Raw genomic sequence first — 21,338 nt, forward strand, 5'->3', positions numbered from 1 at the left:
TTTTTTTCTAGGAAGCGAAATAATTAGATAATTAAAACGAATCTCTCTTGAAAATGCCAAAACATTGGTATATGATTTCATTTAAAGGTATAACGTACCGTTAAACGGTATAATTGAAGCTCGGCAGATCGTACAGAGAGTAGAAGGGGTGGAGTAGATGGCAAGCCTGCAGTTGCCAGTTGCCGAATTGTCAGAAGAGACTGAACTTATCCGTGCAGAAATACATGAATTCCTGCGAGTCGAACAGGAGAACGGGACGTTTCAACCCAAATGCGATACGTGGCTTAGCGGCTGTTCCCCGTCATTTAGCCGCAAACTGGGAGAACGGGGCTGGATTGGGATGACGTGGCCCAAGCGCTATGGCGGGCATGAGCGATCAGCTTTAGAGCGGTATGTCGTGACAGAAGAATTGCTTTCCGCAGGAGCACCAGTTGCTGCGCATTGGATTGCCGATCGGCAGACCGGTCCGTTGCTTCTTCGCTACGGAACAGAAGAACAGCGGAGCCTCTTTTTGCCAAAGATTGCACGCGGCGAATGCTACTTTGCCATTGGTCTTAGCGAGCCCAACGCTGGGTCAGATTTGGCAGCTGTACAGTCAAGAGCAGTGAAAGTAGAAGGAGGTTGGCTTTTGAACGGAAGCAAGACATGGACCAGCGGCGCCCACCATGCCCACTACATGATTACACTTTGCCGTACGTCCGCTTACAATCCGGAAAAAAGGCATGATGGGATGAGCCAGCTTCTCGTAGATTTGTCTGCTCCCGGTGTGACTGTACGGCCGATTTTACTCATGACAGGTGAGCATCACTTCAATGAAGTTTTCTTTGAGGATGTTTTTATCCCTGACGATTGTCTGATTGGACAGGAGGGGAACGGCTGGAAGCAGGGGATGACGGAGCTGGCTTATGAGCGCAGCGGTCCGGAACGCTTTTTGAGTACCTTCCCGCTGCTGCAGGAGCTAACGAATCAGGTGAAAATGACGGGCGACAAACATCTGATGGGACAATTGAGCAAGCTGGTCTCCCGGCTGTGGACCCTGCGCCTGATGTCAATCGGGGTAGCACAAATGCTGGAAAAAGGAGAAACACCAGATGTCATGGCTGCCTTGGTGAAGGACATGGGTACCAAGTTTGAGCAGCAGGTGGCAGAAGTGGCTAGACTGTTGATCCCGACCTCTCCCTCTATCCGTGGGGCGTTGCTTTTGGATCATTTCATGGCTGAATCTATCTTGCATGCGCCCGGATTTACGCTACGCGGAGGGACAACAGAAATCCTTCGGGGAATTGTTGCCAAGGGGGTCGTCAGTAAGTGAATGACATCACGAAAATGCTCATCCAGTCCACTACGAAAATCATGAAAGACCTCAGTACAAAAGAATTGGTCAATGAGGCAGAAAAAGGGCTCTGGGCATCTGAATTGTGGGAGACTTTGGCTGAGTCAGGGATGGTAACCGTAGTGGTTCCAGAAGAGCTGGATGGAACAGGTGGCAGCTTTGTGGACGCATTTCATATCCTGCGGTTGGCTGCAAAATATTCTGCCCCTGTCCCTCTCGCAGAAACCTTTCTCACCAATTGGCTGTTGGCAGATGCAGGGCAGAAGGTGACAAGCGATCCCTTAACGATTGCATGGAAATATAGCAAACCTTTTACCTTTAGGAGTGACAGGGATGGCTGGATTGTGTCCGGCAAAGCAGATGCTGTCCCATGGGCACGACATTGCAAACGAATGCTTGTCTTAGGGAAGCTGGGCTTCGAGTCTGTGCTCGCCATAATCGATCCCGCTCGAGGTCAGATCGAGCATGGAGAAAACATGGCAGGAGAGGCTCGTGACACGATTGTCTTCCATGAGAGCAGATTCGATAGCACAAGCTGCCAGCTCATCCCGGTTGATGAGAATCGGGTAAAGGAGTGGATTTGGCACACAGGCGCACTTATGCGAAGTGTCATGATGGCGGGCGCTTTAGAACGAATCATGGAGCTTACAGTGACCTATACATCAGAACGTACGCAATTCGGAAAGCCGCTCCATCGCTTTCAAGCCATTCAGCATCAATTGGCTTTGCTGGCGGGCGAAGCGGCTGCAGCGGATACGGCAGCGAATTATGCAGTTGACGCCTACCAGAGTGGGCAACGATCAAAGGAAATAGGCATGGCGAAAATTCGCATCAACGAGGCTGTAAGTGCAGGAGCACCGATTGCCCATCAAGTACATGGAGCAATCGGCTTCACCCATGAACATATTTTGCACCAGAGTACGCGCCGTGTCTGGTCATGGCGGGAAGAGTTTGGTACGGAAACCGAATGGAGCGAACGACTGGCAGCTCTGCTCACGAAAGTTGACCATAATAAATTATGGTCATTCATTACAGCGAAATCAACCTAATGATAGTGGAATGGAGCCGAAAGGGGTATGAACCGATGAGCGATTTGCTTTTTCACGTAGAAAATGGGGTTGGCCGCATCACCTTGAATCGACCAGAATCCTTGAATGCCTTTAGTACGGAAATGATTGAGCTGTGGATCAGGGCACTTGAGATGATTCGCGACGATGATCAAATTCGGGCTGTAGTTTTGACAGGCAATGGCAGGGCTTTTTGCAGTGGCGGAGACATTAAATCCATGATGCGGGGGGAGGGCTTCCTCCATTCCACTGCGCATTCCGAAGATCTGGCATCTACAGGTTTAGCCCGCAAGCACAGTCTGTGGAAGCGCGTGCAACGAGTACCATTGCTCCTTGCAGAAATCGATAAACCGGTGATTGCGATGATGAACGGAATCGCATTGGGCGCGGGACTGGACATGGCACTGATGTGTGATATCCGGATTGCCGCCCAGAGTGCAAAGATGTCAGAAGGCTATATCAAGGCCGGCATTGTCCCTGGAGACGGGGCAGCTTACTTTTTACCTCGAATCGTAGGGGTGGATAAAGCATTGGAAATGCTCTGGACAGGTGATACATACACAGCAGAAGAGGCGAAACAGATGGGGCTGATCACGCATGTGGTGCCAGATGAAGACTTGCACGATTTCGTAGAAAACTATGTGCAGCGACTCGTCAAAGGCCCCCAGGAAGTCATTCGCTTTATGAAACGCGCTGTGTATCAGAGCCAATCGATCGACCTGCGTACCTCGCTTGATATGATTTCGTCCGCCATGGGACTAGTTACAGAACTCCCAGATTATCAGGAAGGTGTTCGAGCGATTGCCGAAAAACGACAGCCGAACTTTACATGAAAAATGGTGGAGTAGCTCCGTTGTTTCCATAAAACCGCCGAATCTTCGAGGGACGAGTGGAGGAGGAAGACGATTTGCAAGCATTAGATGGCATTCGAGTGCTTGACCTGTCGAGGACGCTGGCAGGCCCGTTTTGTACGATGCTCCTGGGAGATATGGGAGCAGATATTATCAAGGTAGAGCAGCCGGAATTGGGAGACGAAACGAGAAGATTTACACCGCCTACTTGGGATGGGATTAGCAGTTACTACCTTGCTTCCAATCGCAACAAGCGAAGCATGACCATAGATTTGAAAAGCGACGAAGGGAAGGAAATTATCTACTCACTCGTCAAAAATACGGATGTTTTCGTTGAAAATTTCCGGACCGGCACCATGGAAAAGCTCGGGTTTGGCTATGACGAGCTGCAGGCAATCAACCCGCGCCTCATCTATTGCTCAGTATCTGGTTTTGGTCGAACTGGACCGGAGAGGAACCGGGCTGGTTACGATCTGCTCCTTCAAGGCTTCGGCGGATTGATGAGCATTACAGGAGAGGCAGACGGGACACCTGCCAAGGTGGGCACTTCCATCGTCGATATGAATGCCGGCATGTTTGCGGTTTACGGTATTTTGACTGCGCTCATTGCACGCGAAAAGACGGGGCTCGGACAGTTCATCGACGTCAGCTTGCTGGATGGGCAGGTGGTCCTGCTCAATTATTTGGCGACGAGTTATTTTGCAACGGGGAAACCAGCAGGACGGATGGGAACAGCGCATCCTTCACTTGTTCCGTACCAGGCCTTTTCCACCTGCGATGGTCAGATTATTCTTGCGATTGCCAACGACGGATTATGGAAAAAGGCATGTCAGGCATTGGGCTGGGAGGATCTCGCCGGTGACGACCGATTTGTGATGAACGCTGACAGGGTTGCCCACCGCAGCGAGCTGATCGACCTGATCCAAGGCCGCTTGTCTCGCTTGAACAGTGAGGTCGTGTACGAACTCCTCGACGCGGCAGGAGTGCCTTGTGGACCGATCCATTCCATCGACGAGGTGCTTCATCATCCACATGTACGAGAGCGAGAAATGATTCTTGAGATGGAGCATCCGATCGTCAAAAATCTGAAAGTTCCCGGCTTTCCTGTCAAGCTGTCGGCTACACCTGCCAAAGCCAATCGCTACCCGCCTTTATTAGGGGAGCACACCGACGAGGTTCTGGGTGAACTCGGCTATACGCCGGATCAGATTGAAGTGTGGAGAACAAAAAAGGTAATCGGAGCCAGACCCGTGTGACTCGAAGCCTCGGTATTGTTTCAAATGGATTTTCATTACTGTACATTCAGTTGTTTCAGGTAGAGATGAGGGCAGGGAGGCAGTCAGCCTTTGCCCGAAAAAAAGCTGACGTCTCGTTTGGTGTGCTGACGTCAGCTTGCAGCCATGGGCCCTATACAATCTTATTCACAGTTTTCCCCGTGCTGTCAGTTGAATAGAGCTGCTCCCAAAGATCGTACATTTTGCTTCTGCCAATCTCGATCTCCGGATTGAACTGGATAGAAGCTTGTTGCCGCACGCTTCGTACATTTTGTATCGCTTCCTGTAGTTGCCAATCAATGGTTTGGGAGCCTTTTCCCGCTTGCTTGACGATGGATAGGCCTGCTGTTGTTCCTTGGGCCATGGCAATTTTGCCACTTTCGATTCCGGTGATATTACCGGCTACAAACAGACCGGCAAGTGGGGTCTCCATCGTTTCTGAGTGATGGGGGACATGGCCCCCAAGTTCAGGGATGTATTGAAAGGGACAACCGGCGACAGCGGCAAGCTCTGCCAGAGGATACAAGCCGCCTGCGATACACACGAAATCTGCTTCATAAATCGTTTCCGATCCGGCCACAATCGTGCCATTCGCATCGATATCGGCGATCCGAACTCCTTCGACCTGATCTTTCCCGATAATTTCGAGCGCTGCCCTGCGAAGCTGGAGAGAGGTGCCGTTCACTTTCATTCCCTTTTTGGGATAAAGGTTCATGCCGATTTTTCTGATCCAGTCATGCTTCATGAAACGGCCCCCAAAACGCAAGAGAGGAGATGGGGCCAGATGAGCAGCATTTACGAGCGATTTCATGACCTCCTCAGGTTCCCCCGCCTTTTGGCTGAGCTCCCTTTTTTCTGGGAGGACAATGCGATCGACCTTTATGCCCGCAAGCTGCAATTCATTTAATATAGCAAAGGCTAAAATATTCGCTCCGATAATGATTCCCTTTTTGCCGACTTGGACGCGATGAACATTCGTCATGACTTGAGCTGCTCCAATTGACATGACTCCGGGAAGGGTCCAACCGGGCAGGGGAATAGGATATTCGGCTGCTCCGGTGGCCACTAGGACAAATGGAGCTTCCAGCGTACCGGCATTCGTATGAACATGCCAAAGCTGATCTGATTTTTCCAGGTTGTAAACGGACACACCGCAGCGAATATCGACGGATCGGTTCGTTGCTTCCTGAAAAAGGCGCTCTGATTCTTTGATTCCATTCCACCACTGACCAGAAGGCTCCTGATGAAGCTGTCCGAGCAATCGGCCGCCTGGCTTTATAAATTCATCAATAACGGTCACGCCAAGACCCACGCTTGCGCAGGCAATGGCTCCTGCTAATCCTGCTGGCCCCGCACCAATCACAATGACATCCATCATCGTTTTTCCACCATCCTTCTCACGAGATTCGGATGTTGTTTGCCGCTTTCAACCACCATTTCTTTTTCTACAACGGTTAAGCAGGCTCTTACATTCGCTTGTCCATTGACCGTTACGCGACATTCCAGGCAGTGACCGATGTTGCAATAAATTCCTCTAGGTGTCCCGCTATCTTCGTGAACACGCAGCTTTCTTATTCCGTTTGCTAAAAGAGCAGCGGCAACCGTTTCGTTTTCATATGCTTCATAATTTGTTCCGTCATATTGAAAGGATATACGCTCTCTGCCAGCTAAGCTCCCTAAAACCGGGTGATTCAAAATTCTGGTCATTGATTTTCACCTACTGTTCCAAATGTCACGGGACGAATAGGGGGCTGATATTTTAAGGGACTTTCACCCGGTGATAAAGCAGGAATGATGCTTTCGATAATCCTGTCTACTGCTGGTCTGCATGTACGGCCTCCGCAAAAGCCCATTCCTGCTCTCGTTCTCAGCTTTAATTCCCTTGCTGTACATTTATATTCCGTTGCTGTTGATTGAAGTTGTCCATAAGTGACTTCCTCGCAACGGCAAATAACCATGCACGCCTTGGTATCCATGTGCATTCCTCCTCTATTTTTCAGGAAGTTACTATGCAATATAGATGCCAACATAGAGGGGAGAAGGATTAATTTAAGCCAAGCCGCTTAAGCCGGTTGTATAGAGTCGCCCTCGTTATGCCAAGCTGTTTCGCGCATTCTAATTTATTTCCATCTACTAGTTGCAGCGCTCTTTCAATGACCTTTTTCTCATGTTTGTCCATTTCTTCTTGGAGCAAAGCAATGGTGTAGTCCCTTTCGATAGATTCAAAAGGTTCTTTTCCTGAAGTGTTTTGAAAGCTGATCCTGTTTGTATGAAAGGGCAGGTATTCTCGTTTGATCACGCCATCTGTCGCAAATACGATGAGCCGTTCAACGACATTGCGAAGCTCGCGAATATTGCCTGGCCAATCATAGCGAAGCAGTTCATGGATGACGTCTGGAGAAAATTCATGAATCGGCCGCTGGTAGTTCAAGGAAAAATCGTGTAAAAAAAAGTGGGTCAGTTCGATAATATCTTCTTTTCGCTCTCGCAGAGGAGGGATGTGAAGGCTGACAACGTTCAGGCGATAGTATAAATCTTCCCGAAACTTTCCTTCCTTCATCAATTCTTGCAAATCACGATTGGTGGCTGCGATGAGACGGAATTCGATGTCGATTTCTTTTTCTCCACCGACACGATAATATTTCCGCTCCTGCAGCACGCGCAGCAGCTTTACCTGCATCTCTAGCGGCATTTCACCTACTTCATCAAGAAAGAGCGTGCCTCCTCGTGCCAGCTCTATTTTCCCCTTTTTTCCTTTGGTGTCCGCGCCGGAGAAGGCCCCCCGTTCATACCCGAATAATTCGCTTTCAAATAATGAAGCTGGGATCGCACCACAGTTTATAGAGATAAAAGGTGCATTCGGCCCTTCGCTTGCTTCGTGAATCGTTTTCGCGAATACTTCTTTCCCGACTCCGCTTTCCCCAAGAATGAGAACCGTTGATTTAACAGAACACACTTTTCTTGCCAGCTGCACGGTTTCTTGCAGGGCAGCGCTTTTTCCTTTAATCAGATGAAAGGGATCAGATGAGTCCTTATACTTCGCTACTTCTTGTTCTAAACGGTGCACCTCGTTGGACATGTTAAATAATTTTTCATTGAGTACGACTTGATTCGTGATATCCGTTTCGGAAACGACAGCACCGATGATCTGATTATGAAAATAGACGGGGGTTGAATTAATTAAGACAAAGAGGTCAGATCTGGGTTGATGGTGCTGGCCAACGATACTTTTCCCTTCTTCTAGGGATTGCAAGATGACGAGCTTTTGAGGGTCAAAAAAATCGGTAATGCGTTGATCGATGATATCCTGATGCTTGAATGAGAAGATTTTTTCGGCTCCTTCTGTCCATGTACGGACGCGCTTGTTATCGTCAATGACCGTGATGGAGGCGTCCGTCGTTTGAATCACCGTTTCATAAAATGCTTGTAATTGGTGATAAGCATTATGGAGAAAATGAATCATTTGTTCGGCAGTGATATAGCCCAGAGGTTGCTGGTTTGTATCCAGAATGACAGCGATGGAATGAGAACGAAACGCCTGAATCAAGGAAACAAACGGATCATCTTCGTATAAGATCTGGCACGGAACCTCAGATGTTTCTCCCGTTGAGCGATAATAGAACGTTCCGTTTTTCTCTACTATGCATTGCTTATCAAGCGGTGAATCCATTAGAAGAAGTGCAATTAGCTCTTTCACCGAAGGTAATGAAAACACCATAAACCCCTCCCTGATGTAAAAAATTATGAACAATGTAAAAAGAAATATACACTCATTTGTCGAATATTTAAAATTTTTTTACACTGAAGCTTCCCCTGCCTTCAAAAGAAAGGGACAATCTGAATTTTTGTTCAGGAGGGAAATTTCGTCAAAAAGTGACAGTCTGATACTTGATTATAGAAATAAAGACTAAAAAACGCTACATCTCTACATACGATTTTGGCAGTTTCATTTGGGTTGGCACACCAATTGCAAAATAGTAGGCCGAAGCCAGTTCAACTAGAGGAGGAATAGTATGTGAAGCATTGTGACGTGTTAGTCATTGGTGGGGGAATCATTGGCTGCTCGATTGCCTATTATGTATCGAAATACGGAAGGGATGTAACGGTGATTGAAAAAGGGGAATTTGTCAGTGGCACGTCTTCTCGATGTGACGGCAATATTTTGGCCATTGATAAAGATCCGGGTTTTGATAGTCAGATGTCATTATTCAGTCAGAAACTAGTGGATGAATTAAGCCGAGACTTGGAGCAGACATTTGAATATCGTGCACCCGGCAGTATTCTTGTTTGCGAGTCGGACGAGGAGATGGAAGCGGCGCAAAAATGGGTCGATCGCCAAAAAGCTGCTGGGTTGCCGTTCCGCATGCTTGATCGGCAGGATATTCGGCAGGAATCGCCCTATTTTGCAGATGACCTGTTAGGCGGATTGGAATGTGCTACGGATTCCACTGTCAATCCCTATCTCCTGGCTTTTACCCTTCTGGATGAAGCAAAAAAACGAGGGGCAAAAGCTTTGAGGCAAACCGAAGTAACGGGCATGAAAAAAGAAGCGAACGGCTTATATAAGGTAGAAACGACAAACGGCGTTTTTACCGCAAGTTATGTCGTTAATGCTGCAGGAGTATGGGCTCCGCGAATAGGAGAGATGCTTGATCTAACTATCCCGATTCAACCGAGAAAAGGACAAATTATTGTTGCTTCCAGACAGCAGCATGTGGGGTCGCGAAAGGTAATGGAGTTTGGATACTTGATTTCCAAGTTTGGTGGGGAGCGTCGCGTCGATTCCCTGACGGAAAAATACGGGATCGCGCTTGTCTTTGAGCCAACGGAAAGTCAAAACTTCTTAATTGGAAGCAGCAGGGAATTCGTTGGTTTCGATACCAAAGTCAACAATGAGGTCATGAAAGCGATCGCCAACCGGGCCATCCGTTTTTATCCCAAAATGGCCGATATGATGGTGATTCGTTCATACGCGGGGCTGCGCCCGTGGACAGAAGACCATTTGCCAATCGTATCACGAGTGGACCACGTTCCGGGCTATTATATTGCGGCAGGACATGAAGGCGACGGAATCAGTCTCGCAGCGGTAACCGGGAAAATAGTAGAAGAGCTTATTAACGAAAAAGACACTTCTATCCCCGTCAAACCACTCAGCTTTCACCGGTTTAAAGAAAGAGTATTGAGCAGTTGAGCATAAGAGAAAAATGGAGGAGGAAATCATATGACAACGATCAGAGGAGCTTATCCTGTATTGATTACACCCATGAATGAGGATCAGGAGATTGATTGGGGTGGTGTAAAAAATAATGTGAACTACTTCGTGGATCAAGGTGTCGCAGGTATTGTCATCAATGGAAGCACCGGTGAATTTGTAAGTCTATCCAAAGAAGAGAAATTCCAAATGGTAGAGATTGTCATGAAAGAAGTAAATGGCCGTCTTCCGGTTATCGTAGGTACTGCTGCTGAAACGACGAAAGAAACGATTGAATACACGAAGCAGGCGGAAGACCACGGTGCGGACTGCGGGCTGATCATTAACTCCTACTATTGCAAACCAAAAGAGGAGGAAATTTACTTTCATTATAAAGCAGTATCGAATGCGGTGAATGTCCCCATCATGCTGTACAACAATCCTTTTACATCCGGTGTCGACATGAGTACAGAGCTGATGCTGCGGATTGGCAAAGAATGCGAAAGAATTACACATATTAAAGAATCAAGTGGAGATATTCGCAAAGCGAGAGACCTCGTCAGATTAAGCCAGGGGGAAATTGAAGTTTTTTGCGGCTCAGAAGAGTTGGTGATGGAGTCCTATTTAGTCGGAGCAACGGGCTGGATCTCGGTTGCAGGGAATATCGTACCGAAGCTTGTCACGCAAATGTTTGACCATTTCCAAAAAGGCGAGCAAAAAGAAGCCTGGGCGATCAATGACAGCATTTTGCCGCTTTGTGCGTTCCTTGAGGGCTCCGGAAAATATGTGCAAATTGTCAAGCGTGCCATGGAATTGAATGGACAAGCAGGGGGACCTTCCCGTTACCCCCGTTTAGGATTGACACGTGAAGAAGATCAAAAGCTACAAGAGATTTTATCAAGCTTGACCGCCGTGACACTTTTATAAAAAACAAAAGAAGTGAGTGAGTTGGGCAGGGGAGAGTTCACCTATAGAAGGAAAGAAATTCAGGGGGGAATGAACATGAGGGCAGCGCAAGAACAACGAAAGCCAAAGGTGAAAGCGTTTTTAGAAGGAAGCATTGAGCTTTTTATCGACGGAAAATTCGTACCGTCTGTCAGTGGGAATACATTTGAAACGTTCAATCCGGCGACAGAAGAAGTTCTTGCTGTCGTTAGTGAAGCGCAGGAAGAAGATGTCGATACAGCAGTGAAAGCCGCTCGACGGGCGTTTGAGAACGGACCTTGGCCTGAACTAAGCGCGGCAGAGCGAGCACATCTCATTTACAAACTGGCGGATTTAATTGACGAACATAAAGAAGAGCTCGCTCAGCTGGAAGCGTTGGATAACGGAAAACCATATGTAGTCGCATTGCATGACGATATTCCAGCAACAGTGGAGCATTACCGCTATTACGCTGGCTGGGCAACGAAGATTCTGGGTCAAACGACACCAATTTCAAAAGACTATGTCAACTATACCCGTCATGAACCGATAGGAGTTGTCGGTCAAATTATTCCATGGAACTATCCGTTAGTCATGTCTGCATGGAAAATGGGGGCAGCTCTCGCAACCGGTTGCACGATTGTATTAAAGCCTGCCGAACAAACTCCGCTCTCTCTTTTATATACGGCTCAGCTGTTTAAAGAAGCGGGATTCCCGGATGGGGTTGTGAATTTCGTTCCTGGATTTGGCCATACGGCAGGTGCAGCCATTGTGAATCATCCGGATATCGAAAAAGTGGCTTTTACAGGCTCCACAGACACAGGGAAGTATATCATGCGCCAAGCAGCAGAAACGATCAAGCATGTGACCCTAGAACTCGGCGGAAAATCACCCAATATTATTTTGGAAGATGCGAATCTACCAGGTGCCATCATCGGTGCCTTCAGCGGGATCATGTACAACCATGGGCAAAATTGCAGTGCTGGCTCCCGGGTGTTCGTCCATAGAAAACACTACGATAAAGTGGTAGAAGAGCTGGCGAGGATGGCGAACAACGTCAAGTTGGGAGCAGGAATGGACAACGGAACGGAAATGGGCCCGCTTGTCTCGAAAAAACAGCAAGAGCGCGTGCTCTATTACATTGAAAAAGGAAAAGTGGAAGGCGCGCGAATCGCAGCAGGTGGCGCAAAGGCATTTGAAAAAGGGTACTTCGTTCAGCCAACGATTTTTGCTGATGTTACAGATGACATGACAATCGCGAAAGAAGAAATATTTGGTCCAGTAGTTGCGGTTCTGCCATTTGATACGGTGGAAGAGGTCATTGAGAGGGCAAATAACACGCCATATGGGCTTGCCGCAGGGGTATGGACCGAAAACGTGAAAACCGCACACCAGGTCGCAAATCGCTTGAAAGCAGGCACAGTCTGGATTAATGATTACAATCTCGAAGATCCTGCAGCCCCATTCGGTGGTTATAAGCAATCAGGCATCGGACGCGAAATGGGTTCATATGCCCTTGACAATTACACAGAAGTGAAAAGCATTTGGATAAACTTGAAATAAAAAAACTTTGCTGGTTCCTTGTTATTGAAAAAGCTTGGCTCCTTCCTATACGATGCTCATACGGAAATGGTTTAGGTCATTAACTAAAAATCGTAACTTCATTTGAGGAGGCTACTATGGAAGACTACACAAAGTTTATCGCCGTTGCTGAGAAGGCAGCAGATATGTCAAGGTTGACTCTCGATCAGCATCGCAAAAATTACCTGTATGGCAACTTTGATTTTGAAACCAAAGCTGACGCCAGCCCGGTGACAGAAATCGATCAAAAAGTGGAGCGACAACTGCGCGAGATGATTCAGCAGCATTGCCCCGACCATGGAATATTGGGAGAAGAATATGGGGCTGAGGCCATCCAATCCGAATTTGTTTGGGTGATCGATCCGATTGACGGAACAAGGCAGTTTATTACGGGTGTACCCGTTTACGGCACCTTGATTGCTTTATGTCACCACGGTGTACCCGTTTTGGGTGTAATTGACATTCCGTCTGTTGCAGAGCGCTGGATCGGCGTGAAAGGAAAACAGACCACATTAAATGGTCGGCCGGTCTCGACTCGGGTCTGCAAACAATTATCTGAAGCACTGATGTCTTCCAGCAATACAGAGCCTGTATTATCTGAACACCGGAAAGGTTATGAAAAATTGATCGAGGCAACTAAGTTTCGCGTCTATGGTGCCGCATGCTACGCCTATGCGTGTCTTGCTACTGGAAAGATCGATGTAAGTGTAGACAGCGGCGGGATGCGCGAGGTGGACTATTGTGCCTTAGTGCCAGTGATTGAAGGGGCTGGCGGTGTCATTACAGACTGGGATGGAAAGCCATTGACCATTCATTCCGGTACGACTGTTGTCGCTGCGGGCGATGCCGATCTGCATGCACAAGCATTGGCAATCCTGCAGTACTGGCACAAAGTGGAAAATCGCAAGTGAGACATACATGCGCTAAAAGCGACTCCCGCTTAGCCTGGATAAGCGGGAGAGCTCCAAAGCCCATTTGACTTTGCGCAGTAGACTCTACCCCATGAGAGGAGCACAACCAATATGATTAACTGGTTTAAGTCACTGCCTGATCAGCCTGTAACCAAAACAAAGGAAGAAATTAACCAAGCCTACCGCTATTGGCGAATTCATATTTTGATTGCCCTATATGTTGGCTATTCCATTTATTATTTCACTCGAAACAGTTTTAAATATGTAATGCCTGAAATGTTGAAAGATCTTGGCTGGGCTGTCACAGATGTTGGCATGTTGAGTACAGCTTTCTATTTTGTGTATGGGACATCACGGTTTGTCTCCGGTATTATGAGCGATAAAGCGAACCCCAGATATTTTATGGGAGTGGGTTTAATCCTAACAGGCATCATCAATATCTTCTTTGGACTTAGCTCTTCCCTTGTTGTTTTTACTTGTCTGTGGATTCTGAATGCCTTTTTCCAGGGGTGGGGGTGGCCGCCAGCCTCTAAGTCATTGACCGTTTGGTATTCTCGGAATGAGCGTGGCTTCTGGTGGGCGCTTTGCAACACTTCACACAATGTAGGTGGTGCTCTGATTCCTTTGCTTGCCGGCGGCTTGACGGTTCATTATGGTTGGCGCTATGGGATGTTTGTGCCAGGGGTGATTGCAATTGTGGCGGGATTATTTGTTTGCTGGCGCTTACGTGACCGTCCTGCCTCAATGGGTTTGCCTACGGTTGGAGAATGGCGCAATGATTCATTAGAGTTGGAGCAAGAACGAGAGAGCAAAAAAATGCCGATGATGCAGATTCTCGTCCGCTATATTATCACGAACAAATATATTTGGTTATTGTCCATCTCGTATGTTTTGGTCTATATCGTTCGCATTGGACTGAATGATTGGACAAACCTGTATTTGGTCCGAGAATACGGTTACGATTTGGTGAAGGCCAACTCGGCCCTTTCCTGGCTGGAAGTTGGCGGATTTTTCGGAACAATCGTTGCGGGCTGGGGATCTGATATTCTGTTCAAAGGGAATCGCACCCCAATGAATATTATCTTCATGGTTGGGATCGGAGTTGCCGCAGCTTTATTATGGATTTTTCCCGGCTTTGGCTACGGATTGATCGCCGTTTGTTTCTTTGCAATTGGTTTCTTTATCTTTGGTCCGCAAATGTTAATTGGGATGGCGGCGGCAGAATCAGCTCATAAAGATGCTGCTGGAGCGGCAACAGGATTCGTCGGATTGTTTGGTTATATGGGTGCAGCTTTGTCTGGGTATCCGCTTGCTCTGGTCATTGAAGGGACCGGATGGAATGGTTTCTTTATTACAATGATCGTGTCTACCTTACTTTCTGCCATCTTATTGCTGCCGTTATTAAAGAAAAAGAAAATGTCTGCGTGATGGCGAGAAGGCTCAATAATGATCTCGTAGATACCAAATCGTTTTGCCAAAAAGCATAAATGACAGCTCGCCTCGTTCCTAGCGGGGCTATTTTTATTGCCTCGAACAAGACTGCCCATCACGAGTAGCGAATTAGCTAAAGACTGACTATTTACAAAATGGAAATAAATAAGTAAAATGTAAGCCGTTAGCAATGTTTGTAAATACAAATGAATGCGGACCAGCCTTTCAAATCGCGATGTATTAAAGGAGAAAGGATTCCTTGAAAGAAGAAAATGCTAAAGGTGCTTATTTTACGTATAACAGGAAAGATGCCTATGGTCAGGGAGAGGTGCCCAGTTCCGATTATTTGCTGAGTCACTGCCTTTATTTTACTGTTGCCAGGTTTGCCAGGCAGATGGATAAGCTGGCTGAGGAGGCATTTGCATCCCTAGACATCCCGCCTTCTTACGCTTATCTGATTATTACGATCAAGGATCATCCTGGCATTTCGCAAAAAGAGTTATGCAAGAAGCTCAGCATTGCTCCTTCAACAAGCACGAGATTCATTGATAAGCTAGTAAAAAGCAACTATATAGAACGAAAGCCGGAAGGCAAGCACATGTTGATGTATTTGACGGAAGCAGGAAAAGTGTTGTGCCAGCAAATCTATGATAGCTTGGAAAACATTTATTTGCGGCATTCCGAAATACTAGAACAAAGTCACAGCCAGCAGTTGATTCACTTGCTACATGAGGCTAGTTGAAGGGATGCAAAAAAAAAATCTAGGAGGGTAGGGTAAACATCGGTACATTGACGAATCGCGTAGTACTGGTAACCAACGCCTTTCTCCCGACAATGAGAAACCAACAATATGGCCGGATTATTTCCATTACTTCAGCAATGGCTAATCTCGTCTATGAAGGATTGGGGGCGTATTCGGCAGCAAAAGCGGGATTGGAAGGATTAATGAAGACAGTGGCGATTGAGGAAGTAGCAAATGGAATTTTGGTAAACCTGTTCGATCCGGGCAATTTGAAAACAGAACAAAACCCTTATGGAGTGGGGGACTCAGCATCGGTTGTCGATAAACTGGTGTATTTGGCAACCTTGCCGGAGAATGGGATCAATGGACAGGTGATTAGAGCTGAACAATAACGCAGCATGCCAAGTCCTGGTATGTTGATCAGGCGGGTACCCTATCACAAATAGAGAATTTGGTAGAAAGGCTGTCCCCAAAAATCTACTGAAAGGGACAGCCTTCCGATTATTCGTAGCTTTGCCTAATTGCACGATCCCCTTACCAATTTTTCGCTTAAACCGGTTCGAGCCGCTGATGTGTAACTCAAACATCGGACTGGGTCTTGATATGATCGAGCCGTTCATGAAGTACGATTCCCCGGAATATCTGGCCAAGATGTCTCGCCCCGATTTTGACGTTGTCAAAGGACACTCCAAGATGCCAGAGATAGTGCGCGCTCTTGCCAAGAGAGGGTATAAAGATGAAGCAATTAAACTGATCTGATCACGGGGAAAAACAGTATGAGGGTTTATAAAGAAGTTTGGAAATAGTCCTCATTAGTAATAGACTGACTGAAAAAAAGAAACAGCGGCTGAGCTAGGACTTGATCATAAAGTCTTAGACTGCCGCTGCTTTTATTGTGCTATCAATCCCCTAGGCCTACTGATCCAGGATTTTTTTGTGGTAAGAATAAGAAGGAGGACTTTATACTAAATAAATCGGAAATTTCGACGAAAGGATGAACGGGATGTCTAATCTGTTGGTGCAAAACTACCTGAAATCTCAAAACGCATTTGAAAATAACGTCAATAAGTGGAGAAGACTCGTCCAAAGGATATGGAATTCCCATTGGACGGCGGACATTTCCCTGCTGCTCATCGCGATGATATGGGGTTCCAATTACATTGTCATCAAAAGCGTCGTAGAAACTGTCCCTGTCTTCCAGATGTTATTTATTCGGTTCACGCTAACAGCTATCATCATGCTTCCTTTTACCTTCAAAGTGTTGCGCCATGCGGACCGTTCCACGTGGACCAGCGGCCTTATTCTCGGGCTGATTATGGTCGCGACCTATTTGCTGGAGACGTTTGGTTTGACATCAACCTCGGCTTCCAATGCCGGTTTCATTATCGGCCTGTATGTCGTCTTGGTTCCCGTCATTGACAATTTGATTCAAGGTAGGTTGTTGAAGATTTCTTTGGCGGGTATTTTACTTCTCTCCATCACAGGGACAACCCTTTTGACGATGAAGGACAGTTTTGATCCGAAATTCGGGGATGTGTTGGTGTTGGCCGCCGCATTCGGGTATGCGATCCAGATGATTATGGCTAAGAAATTGACAGCCGGAAAGACCATGGATTCCCGTTCGTTGACCGTCATCCAATTTTCCACCGTTGCGATTATATCAGGTTTGCTTTCTCTTTCCCAACCCTTTGCCTGGAGCAATCTGACGCCATCCTTTTGGCTTGCTACCGGGTACTTGGTGGTGTTTGGAACCATGATTGCCTACTACGTTCAGTTGGTGATGATCCGCCGAACGTCTCCCTCTCGGGTGGCACTGTTGATGAGCAGCGAGCCCATGTTTGCCGCCATCTTTTCGATCCTGATCGTAGGCGAGCATCTCTCTATCTGGCAGTTGTTCGGAGGGTTGTGCATCATCACTGGGATTCTCTTGGGCAGGAAATTTCAGGAGTAGGGCTATAGTTCGGAAACCGATAGCTTGAACGGCCAAAAGATGACTCCTGATATCAGCAGAGTCATCTTTTTCTTTTGGGTAAACGACGGAGGTTCTTCGTTTCGTCCCCATTTCTAAGAGGAGGCATTTGCTTCTTTTTTGGGCAGCTGATTTATAAACGCCTGGAGCGCACTGGTTACAAAAGAATCCTTTCGGGTGACGAATTCCGTTTTCATCATCCGCATGGAAGCAGGAATGGGATGTGTAGCGATCATTCCTTCTTTTTCAAGCTTACAGATTACCGTAATAGGCAACAATGAAATACCTAGACCTGCCGCAACACCACCGATGATCGCCTCTAGTGTTCCAAGCTCCATCATAATCGGTTGTTCCAATCCCATCATCCGAATCCACTGCTCCAAAACAGCACGGTAGGAGCAGCCAGTATTAAAGACGAGAATCGGCTTCCTCGCTGCTTCATCCAGGTCTGTAATAGCTGGTGCAGAGGCAATGACCAATTCTTCTTCAAAAGCGGGTATGGACGCGAGCTCGGGGTGATCACACTCACAACCGATAAAGGCGCCATCCAGCTCATAACGGAGCACCTGATCCATCAAATGCTGTGTATGTCCGGTAGCTAGCGATAGACGTACATTGGGAAACTTCGAGTAATAGGAGGCAAGTATCGTTGGTAAACGGACAGCCGCTGCTGTTTGTGTCGAGCCAATCATGAGCGGTCCGCTTGGTTCACTAGAAGAGGAGAGCGCTCTCGTCGCCTCATCGAGCAAACCGACGATCTTATTGGTGTAATCGAGCAGCATTTTTCCACTGGAAGTCAGAGTCATTCCCCGATTATGGCGAAAAAACAGCACGGTGTTAAGTTCTGCCTCCAATTGCTGGATTTTGGCTGTCACATTGGATTGGACATACCCTAACCGTACCGAGGCTTTTGTAATCGAGCCTTCTCTGGCTACCATTTGAAACACGCGTAATTCATTACTTTCCATATATGACCCTCCTGTAGTTCCATGTAGGGTAACGAAGTAGTGGAGATTTGTTTCTGGTATCATAATTATAGATAGCTGGCATCTTTACTAATCATTATGCATGATGATCTTCCTCCCTTACAATAAGAAATCATCTCATTCGTATCGGAGGACATCGTCATGAACAAATGGTTCTATTTCAGCCTCATTATTCTCACTACATGTATGATGGGGATCGCGTTCCCAATCGGCAAAATCGGTATGGATTATGCACCGCCGTTCTTGCTCATGGGGATCCGCTATTTGTTAGCAGGTGGAGTACTGGCTCTGATTGTTTCCAAAAAGCAGCAGCCTCGCGGTAGGAAGCAATGGCTCCAGGCGGCTGTGATTGGCCTTTTCCAATCGGCAGGTGTCATGGGCTGTGGTTATTACAGCATGAACTGGATCACTTCGAGCGAATCGGCGATCATCACCTTTGTGAATCCGCTAATCGTCATCGTGCTGGGAACGCTTTTCATGGGCAAGGCTTACCGTGGCTATCAATGGTTGGGTGTAGCAGTCGGTTTCATGGGTGTTGTCTTTACTTTAGGGTTTCAACTGCAATTTCAGCAGGGAACCCTTCTCGCGTTTGCGGCCGCCCTCTCCTTTTCTACCGCTACACTGCTCATCAAAAAGTGGGGGAGTGCATTCGATACGATGGTGCTCGCCGCCTATCAGATGGTGGCTGGCGGAGTGACACTCTCGCTTTTGAGCTTGTTTACCGAGCAGCCCATATTTGATATAAACACGAATTCTATCTTTATTTTGCTAGTACTCGTGATCGTTTGCTCGATCTTGCAGTTCTCTCTTTGGTTTTATTTGCTAAAAAATGGGGATGCCGCCAAAACAAGCTCTTTTCTGTTTCTCGTCCCATTTTTCGGAGTCCTCAGCAGCTGGTGGTTGCTTGGGGAACAAGTGCAGTGGTACGTAGTAGCCGGGGGAGCCCTGATTTGTATTGGCATATTCCTCGTCAATTGGGAGCGAAAAAGTACAGCCCCGATGCTCGTAAAGACAGGAGTAGGAGCTCGCGAGACAATCTGATTTTTTGTTAAATAGAAAAAGTTGTAAAGAAAATGAAAATTATAGTAAACAGAATGTAAAACGGAAACCGGAATCGTAGATAAAATGAAACATGTTCGAATGGTAAAAATATTTTAGCAAAATGAAACAGGGGGAGATTCCGTGAAAAAGAAAAGCTTTTATCAGACGCTGATCGCGATGACGCTCGCGGTGTCGGCAGCGTTGGCTGGCTGTTCATCCGGGCAGGAGGCGGCACCTGGAACCAATCCGACTGGTAATTCCACAGAAGCAGCCGGGGCTGCAAAGACGGGAGGGACACTTGTCATCGCTCGGCTGTCAGATGCCAATAACCTGGACCCGCATTTCTTGACCCAGATCCCGGCAGCAGCGATCGTTCACCACAAAGTCTATGAGGGTCTCGTCCGTATGGATAAAAACAGCCAATATGTACCCTCACTTGCTAGCGAGTGGAAGCAGCTGGATGATTTGACGTGGGAATTCAAGCTGAAACAGGGAGTCACATTTCACGATGGAGCTCCTTTCAATGCTGAAGCGGTCAAAAAGACAATTGCTCGCGTCCAGGACCCTGCTGTTGGTTCCAGCCGAGTTAATATGTTTGAAGCGATCAAGGAAGTAAAGGTAGTAGACGAACATACGGTACAGTTCATTCTCAATTACCCGTACGCACCGCTCTTGTCCGTCCTGGCGAGTGCGGAAGGAAGCATCATTAGTCCGAAAGCCATCGAACAGTATGGAAAAGAGTTGAGCAAACATCCAACAGGTACCGGGCCATACAAATTTGAATCATGGACACCAGGTCAAGAAGTGGTCCTGGTCAAGAACGAGTCCTATTATGGAAACCAACCGAAACTGGATAAAGTCGTATTTAAAACCATTCCGGAAGACACGACCCGGATTTCAATGGTAGAGACTGGCGAAGCGCAAATTGCCGAAAACTTGCCAGTGACAGACGTAGAGCGTGTACAAAATTCAACTTCATTGACATTGGGTCGATATGCTGCATTTACTTCGGACCACATCGGAATCAATACAAAGAAAAAGCCTTTTGACGATGTGCGTGTGCGTCAGGCGATAGCTTCTGCCATTGACAAAAAAACGATCATCGAAGGTGTGTATAACAACGTTGGAACGCCTGCGCACTCCTCGGTTACACCGGCAATGGTGGGATACAGTCCAAACGTAAAAGATATCGAGTATAGCATGGAAAAAGCGAAGCAATTACTTGCTGAAGCCGGTTATCCGAATGGCTTCAAAGCAACGATTGCGCTAAATGACAGCAAAGCACGCATCAGCGTGGCAGAAGTTTTGCAACAGCAACTAAAGCAAATCGGAATTGATTTGCAGCTTAACGTAATGGAATTCGGAGCGTATATTGACGCTGCTTCGAAAGGTGAAACAGATTTGTTCATTAGCGGTTGGGGAAATGCAACGGGGGATGCCGACTATAACCAGGCGAACTTATTCCATACAAAAGCGCACGGTGCACCTGGCAACCACTCGTTCTACAGCAATCCGGAAGTGGACAAGCTGATTGACGAAGGACGTCGTGAAAAAGATCCGGAAAAACGAAAGCAAATTTATGAGAAAGCACAACAAATCGAGATGAACGAAACACCACTTATCCCGTTCCGTTATTCGGAGAACCTCGCCGCGATTCAGAAAAATGTACAAGGAGTCTGGATCAGTCCTGCTGGCCACATTGAAATTGACGACATCACCATTGAATAATCATTGAGTTACGTAATGGAAAAACGCTGCCGGCGAAAGGAGTCGGCGGCGTTTTTGTACGGGAAGCAAGGAAAAATGAGTCCAAGAAAAGAGGGCATTTTTAAAGAAAATAAAATCAGGTGTAAATTTTCGAATATTACATTTATTTTTTAAAAAAACATTCCGTCCCGTACTTGTATGTGGTATAAATTTCTAGAGAAGTATTTCATTCTGATAGAGTAAGTAAAGAAGGAGTTTCTTCTTTTACTGATCAACAGTTGCAAAGTCTAGACAACAGGCGTTTACCGGAGACTAAAAATGAATCTGGGG

The 21,338-nt window shown here is 47.0% G+C and carries 20 protein-coding genes; 15 read left to right on the top strand and 5 right to left on the bottom strand.

Features of this window, described 5'->3' with window-relative positions:
- Positions 1-157: 157 nt before the first annotated feature.
- The 4 genes from ACIFQN_RS11270 (at position 158) to ACIFQN_RS11285 (ending at position 4,507) form a co-directional block, all read left to right on the top strand.
- Positions 158-1,312 carry an acyl-CoA dehydrogenase family protein gene (locus ACIFQN_RS11270; RefSeq protein WP_429833113.1) on the top strand — a complete coding sequence of 385 codons (1,155 nt, stop codon included), beginning with the start codon at positions 158-160 and terminating at the stop codon, positions 1,310-1,312.
- Positions 1,309-2,382 (top strand): acyl-CoA dehydrogenase family protein, encoded by a 1,074-nt coding sequence (locus tag ACIFQN_RS11275; RefSeq protein ID WP_429833114.1) that lies wholly within the window; start codon positions 1,309-1,311, stop codon positions 2,380-2,382. The genes ACIFQN_RS11270 and ACIFQN_RS11275 overlap by 4 nt, the downstream gene beginning before the upstream one ends.
- Positions 2,383-2,417: 35 nt before the next feature.
- Positions 2,418-3,233: an enoyl-CoA hydratase/isomerase family protein gene (locus tag ACIFQN_RS11280; protein ID WP_429833115.1), complete on the top strand. Its 816-nt coding sequence runs from the start codon at positions 2,418-2,420 to the stop codon at positions 3,231-3,233.
- A gap of 74 nt (positions 3,234-3,307) precedes the next feature.
- A complete protein-coding gene (locus tag ACIFQN_RS11285) occupies positions 3,308-4,507 on the top strand; it encodes a CaiB/BaiF CoA transferase family protein (protein ID WP_429833116.1) in 1,200 nt (399 codons plus the stop codon).
- A gap of 151 nt (positions 4,508-4,658) precedes the next feature.
- Here the strand turns inward: ACIFQN_RS11285 and ACIFQN_RS11290 are convergent, their stop codons facing one another.
- The 4 genes from ACIFQN_RS11290 to ACIFQN_RS11305 all read right to left on the bottom strand — a co-directional run bounded on the left by ACIFQN_RS11290 (position 4,659) and on the right by ACIFQN_RS11305 (position 8,243).
- Entirely contained in the window at positions 4,659-5,903 is a 1,245-nt protein-coding gene (locus ACIFQN_RS11290) for an NAD(P)/FAD-dependent oxidoreductase (protein WP_429833117.1), read from the bottom strand.
- Complete coding sequence (locus ACIFQN_RS11295) at positions 5,900-6,232, bottom strand: (2Fe-2S)-binding protein (protein WP_429833118.1); 333 nt, start codon at positions 6,230-6,232, stop codon at positions 5,900-5,902. Before ACIFQN_RS11295 ends, ACIFQN_RS11290 begins: the two co-directional genes overlap by 4 nt.
- Entirely contained in the window at positions 6,229-6,501 is a 273-nt protein-coding gene (locus tag ACIFQN_RS11300; protein WP_429833119.1) for a (2Fe-2S)-binding protein, read from the bottom strand. Before ACIFQN_RS11300 ends, ACIFQN_RS11295 begins: the two co-directional genes overlap by 4 nt.
- Positions 6,502-6,569: 68 nt before the next feature.
- Complete coding sequence (locus tag ACIFQN_RS11305; protein ID WP_429833120.1) at positions 6,570-8,243, bottom strand: sigma-54 interaction domain-containing protein; 1,674 nt, start codon at positions 8,241-8,243, stop codon at positions 6,570-6,572.
- A gap of 297 nt (positions 8,244-8,540) precedes the next feature.
- Between ACIFQN_RS11305 and ACIFQN_RS11310 the strand changes: the two genes are divergently transcribed.
- The 9 genes from ACIFQN_RS11310 (at position 8,541) to ACIFQN_RS11350 (ending at position 17,256) form a co-directional block, all read left to right on the top strand.
- Positions 8,541-9,716 carry an NAD(P)/FAD-dependent oxidoreductase gene (locus ACIFQN_RS11310; RefSeq protein WP_429833121.1) on the top strand — a complete coding sequence of 392 codons (1,176 nt, stop codon included), beginning with the start codon at positions 8,541-8,543 and terminating at the stop codon, positions 9,714-9,716.
- Between the two features lie 30 nt (positions 9,717-9,746).
- Complete coding sequence (dapA, locus tag ACIFQN_RS11315) at positions 9,747-10,643, top strand: 4-hydroxy-tetrahydrodipicolinate synthase (RefSeq protein ID WP_429833122.1); 897 nt, start codon at positions 9,747-9,749, stop codon at positions 10,641-10,643.
- Between the two features lie 75 nt (positions 10,644-10,718).
- Positions 10,719-12,203: an aldehyde dehydrogenase family protein gene (locus ACIFQN_RS11320; protein ID WP_429833123.1), complete on the top strand. Its 1,485-nt coding sequence runs from the start codon at positions 10,719-10,721 to the stop codon at positions 12,201-12,203.
- A gap of 116 nt (positions 12,204-12,319) precedes the next feature.
- On the top strand, positions 12,320-13,132 hold the full coding sequence (locus ACIFQN_RS11325) for an inositol monophosphatase family protein (RefSeq protein ID WP_429833124.1): 813 nt from the start codon (positions 12,320-12,322) through the stop codon (positions 13,130-13,132).
- Between the two features lie 111 nt (positions 13,133-13,243).
- Positions 13,244-14,560 (top strand): MFS transporter family glucose-6-phosphate receptor UhpC, encoded by a 1,317-nt coding sequence (gene uhpC, locus ACIFQN_RS11330; RefSeq protein ID WP_429833125.1) that lies wholly within the window; start codon positions 13,244-13,246, stop codon positions 14,558-14,560.
- A 262-nt stretch (positions 14,561-14,822) separates the two neighbouring features.
- Positions 14,823-15,305 carry a MarR family winged helix-turn-helix transcriptional regulator gene (locus ACIFQN_RS11335; RefSeq protein ID WP_429833126.1) on the top strand — a complete coding sequence of 161 codons (483 nt, stop codon included), beginning with the start codon at positions 14,823-14,825 and terminating at the stop codon, positions 15,303-15,305.
- 47 nt (positions 15,306-15,352) lie between these two features.
- Positions 15,353-15,697 carry an SDR family oxidoreductase gene (locus tag ACIFQN_RS11340; protein ID WP_429833127.1) on the top strand — a complete coding sequence of 115 codons (345 nt, stop codon included), beginning with the start codon at positions 15,353-15,355 and terminating at the stop codon, positions 15,695-15,697.
- A gap of 178 nt (positions 15,698-15,875) precedes the next feature.
- Positions 15,876-16,064, top strand: a complete 189-nt coding sequence (locus tag ACIFQN_RS11345) for a hypothetical protein (RefSeq protein WP_429833128.1) — start codon at positions 15,876-15,878, stop codon at positions 16,062-16,064.
- Between the two features lie 244 nt (positions 16,065-16,308).
- Entirely contained in the window at positions 16,309-17,256 is a 948-nt protein-coding gene (locus ACIFQN_RS11350) for a DMT family transporter (RefSeq protein WP_429833129.1), read from the top strand.
- A 113-nt stretch (positions 17,257-17,369) separates the two neighbouring features.
- Here ACIFQN_RS11350 and ACIFQN_RS11355 read toward each other — a convergent pair whose 3' ends face one another.
- Positions 17,370-18,242: a LysR family transcriptional regulator gene (locus tag ACIFQN_RS11355; RefSeq protein WP_429833130.1), complete on the bottom strand. Its 873-nt coding sequence runs from the start codon at positions 18,240-18,242 to the stop codon at positions 17,370-17,372.
- A 159-nt stretch (positions 18,243-18,401) separates the two neighbouring features.
- On the opposite strand from ACIFQN_RS11355, the gene ACIFQN_RS11360 reads away from it, so the two are divergent.
- The gene (locus ACIFQN_RS11360) at positions 18,402-19,301 is read left to right on the top strand and encodes a DMT family transporter (RefSeq protein WP_429833131.1); all 900 of its coding nucleotides are present in this window, start codon (positions 18,402-18,404) and stop codon (positions 19,299-19,301) included.
- A 141-nt stretch (positions 19,302-19,442) separates the two neighbouring features.
- A complete protein-coding gene (locus ACIFQN_RS11365; RefSeq protein ID WP_429833132.1) occupies positions 19,443-21,029 on the top strand; it encodes a glutathione ABC transporter substrate-binding protein in 1,587 nt (528 codons plus the stop codon).
- Positions 21,030-21,338: the final 309 nt, after the last annotated feature.

The sequence above is a fragment of the Brevibacillus sp. NRS-1366 genome, assembly GCF_050467985.1.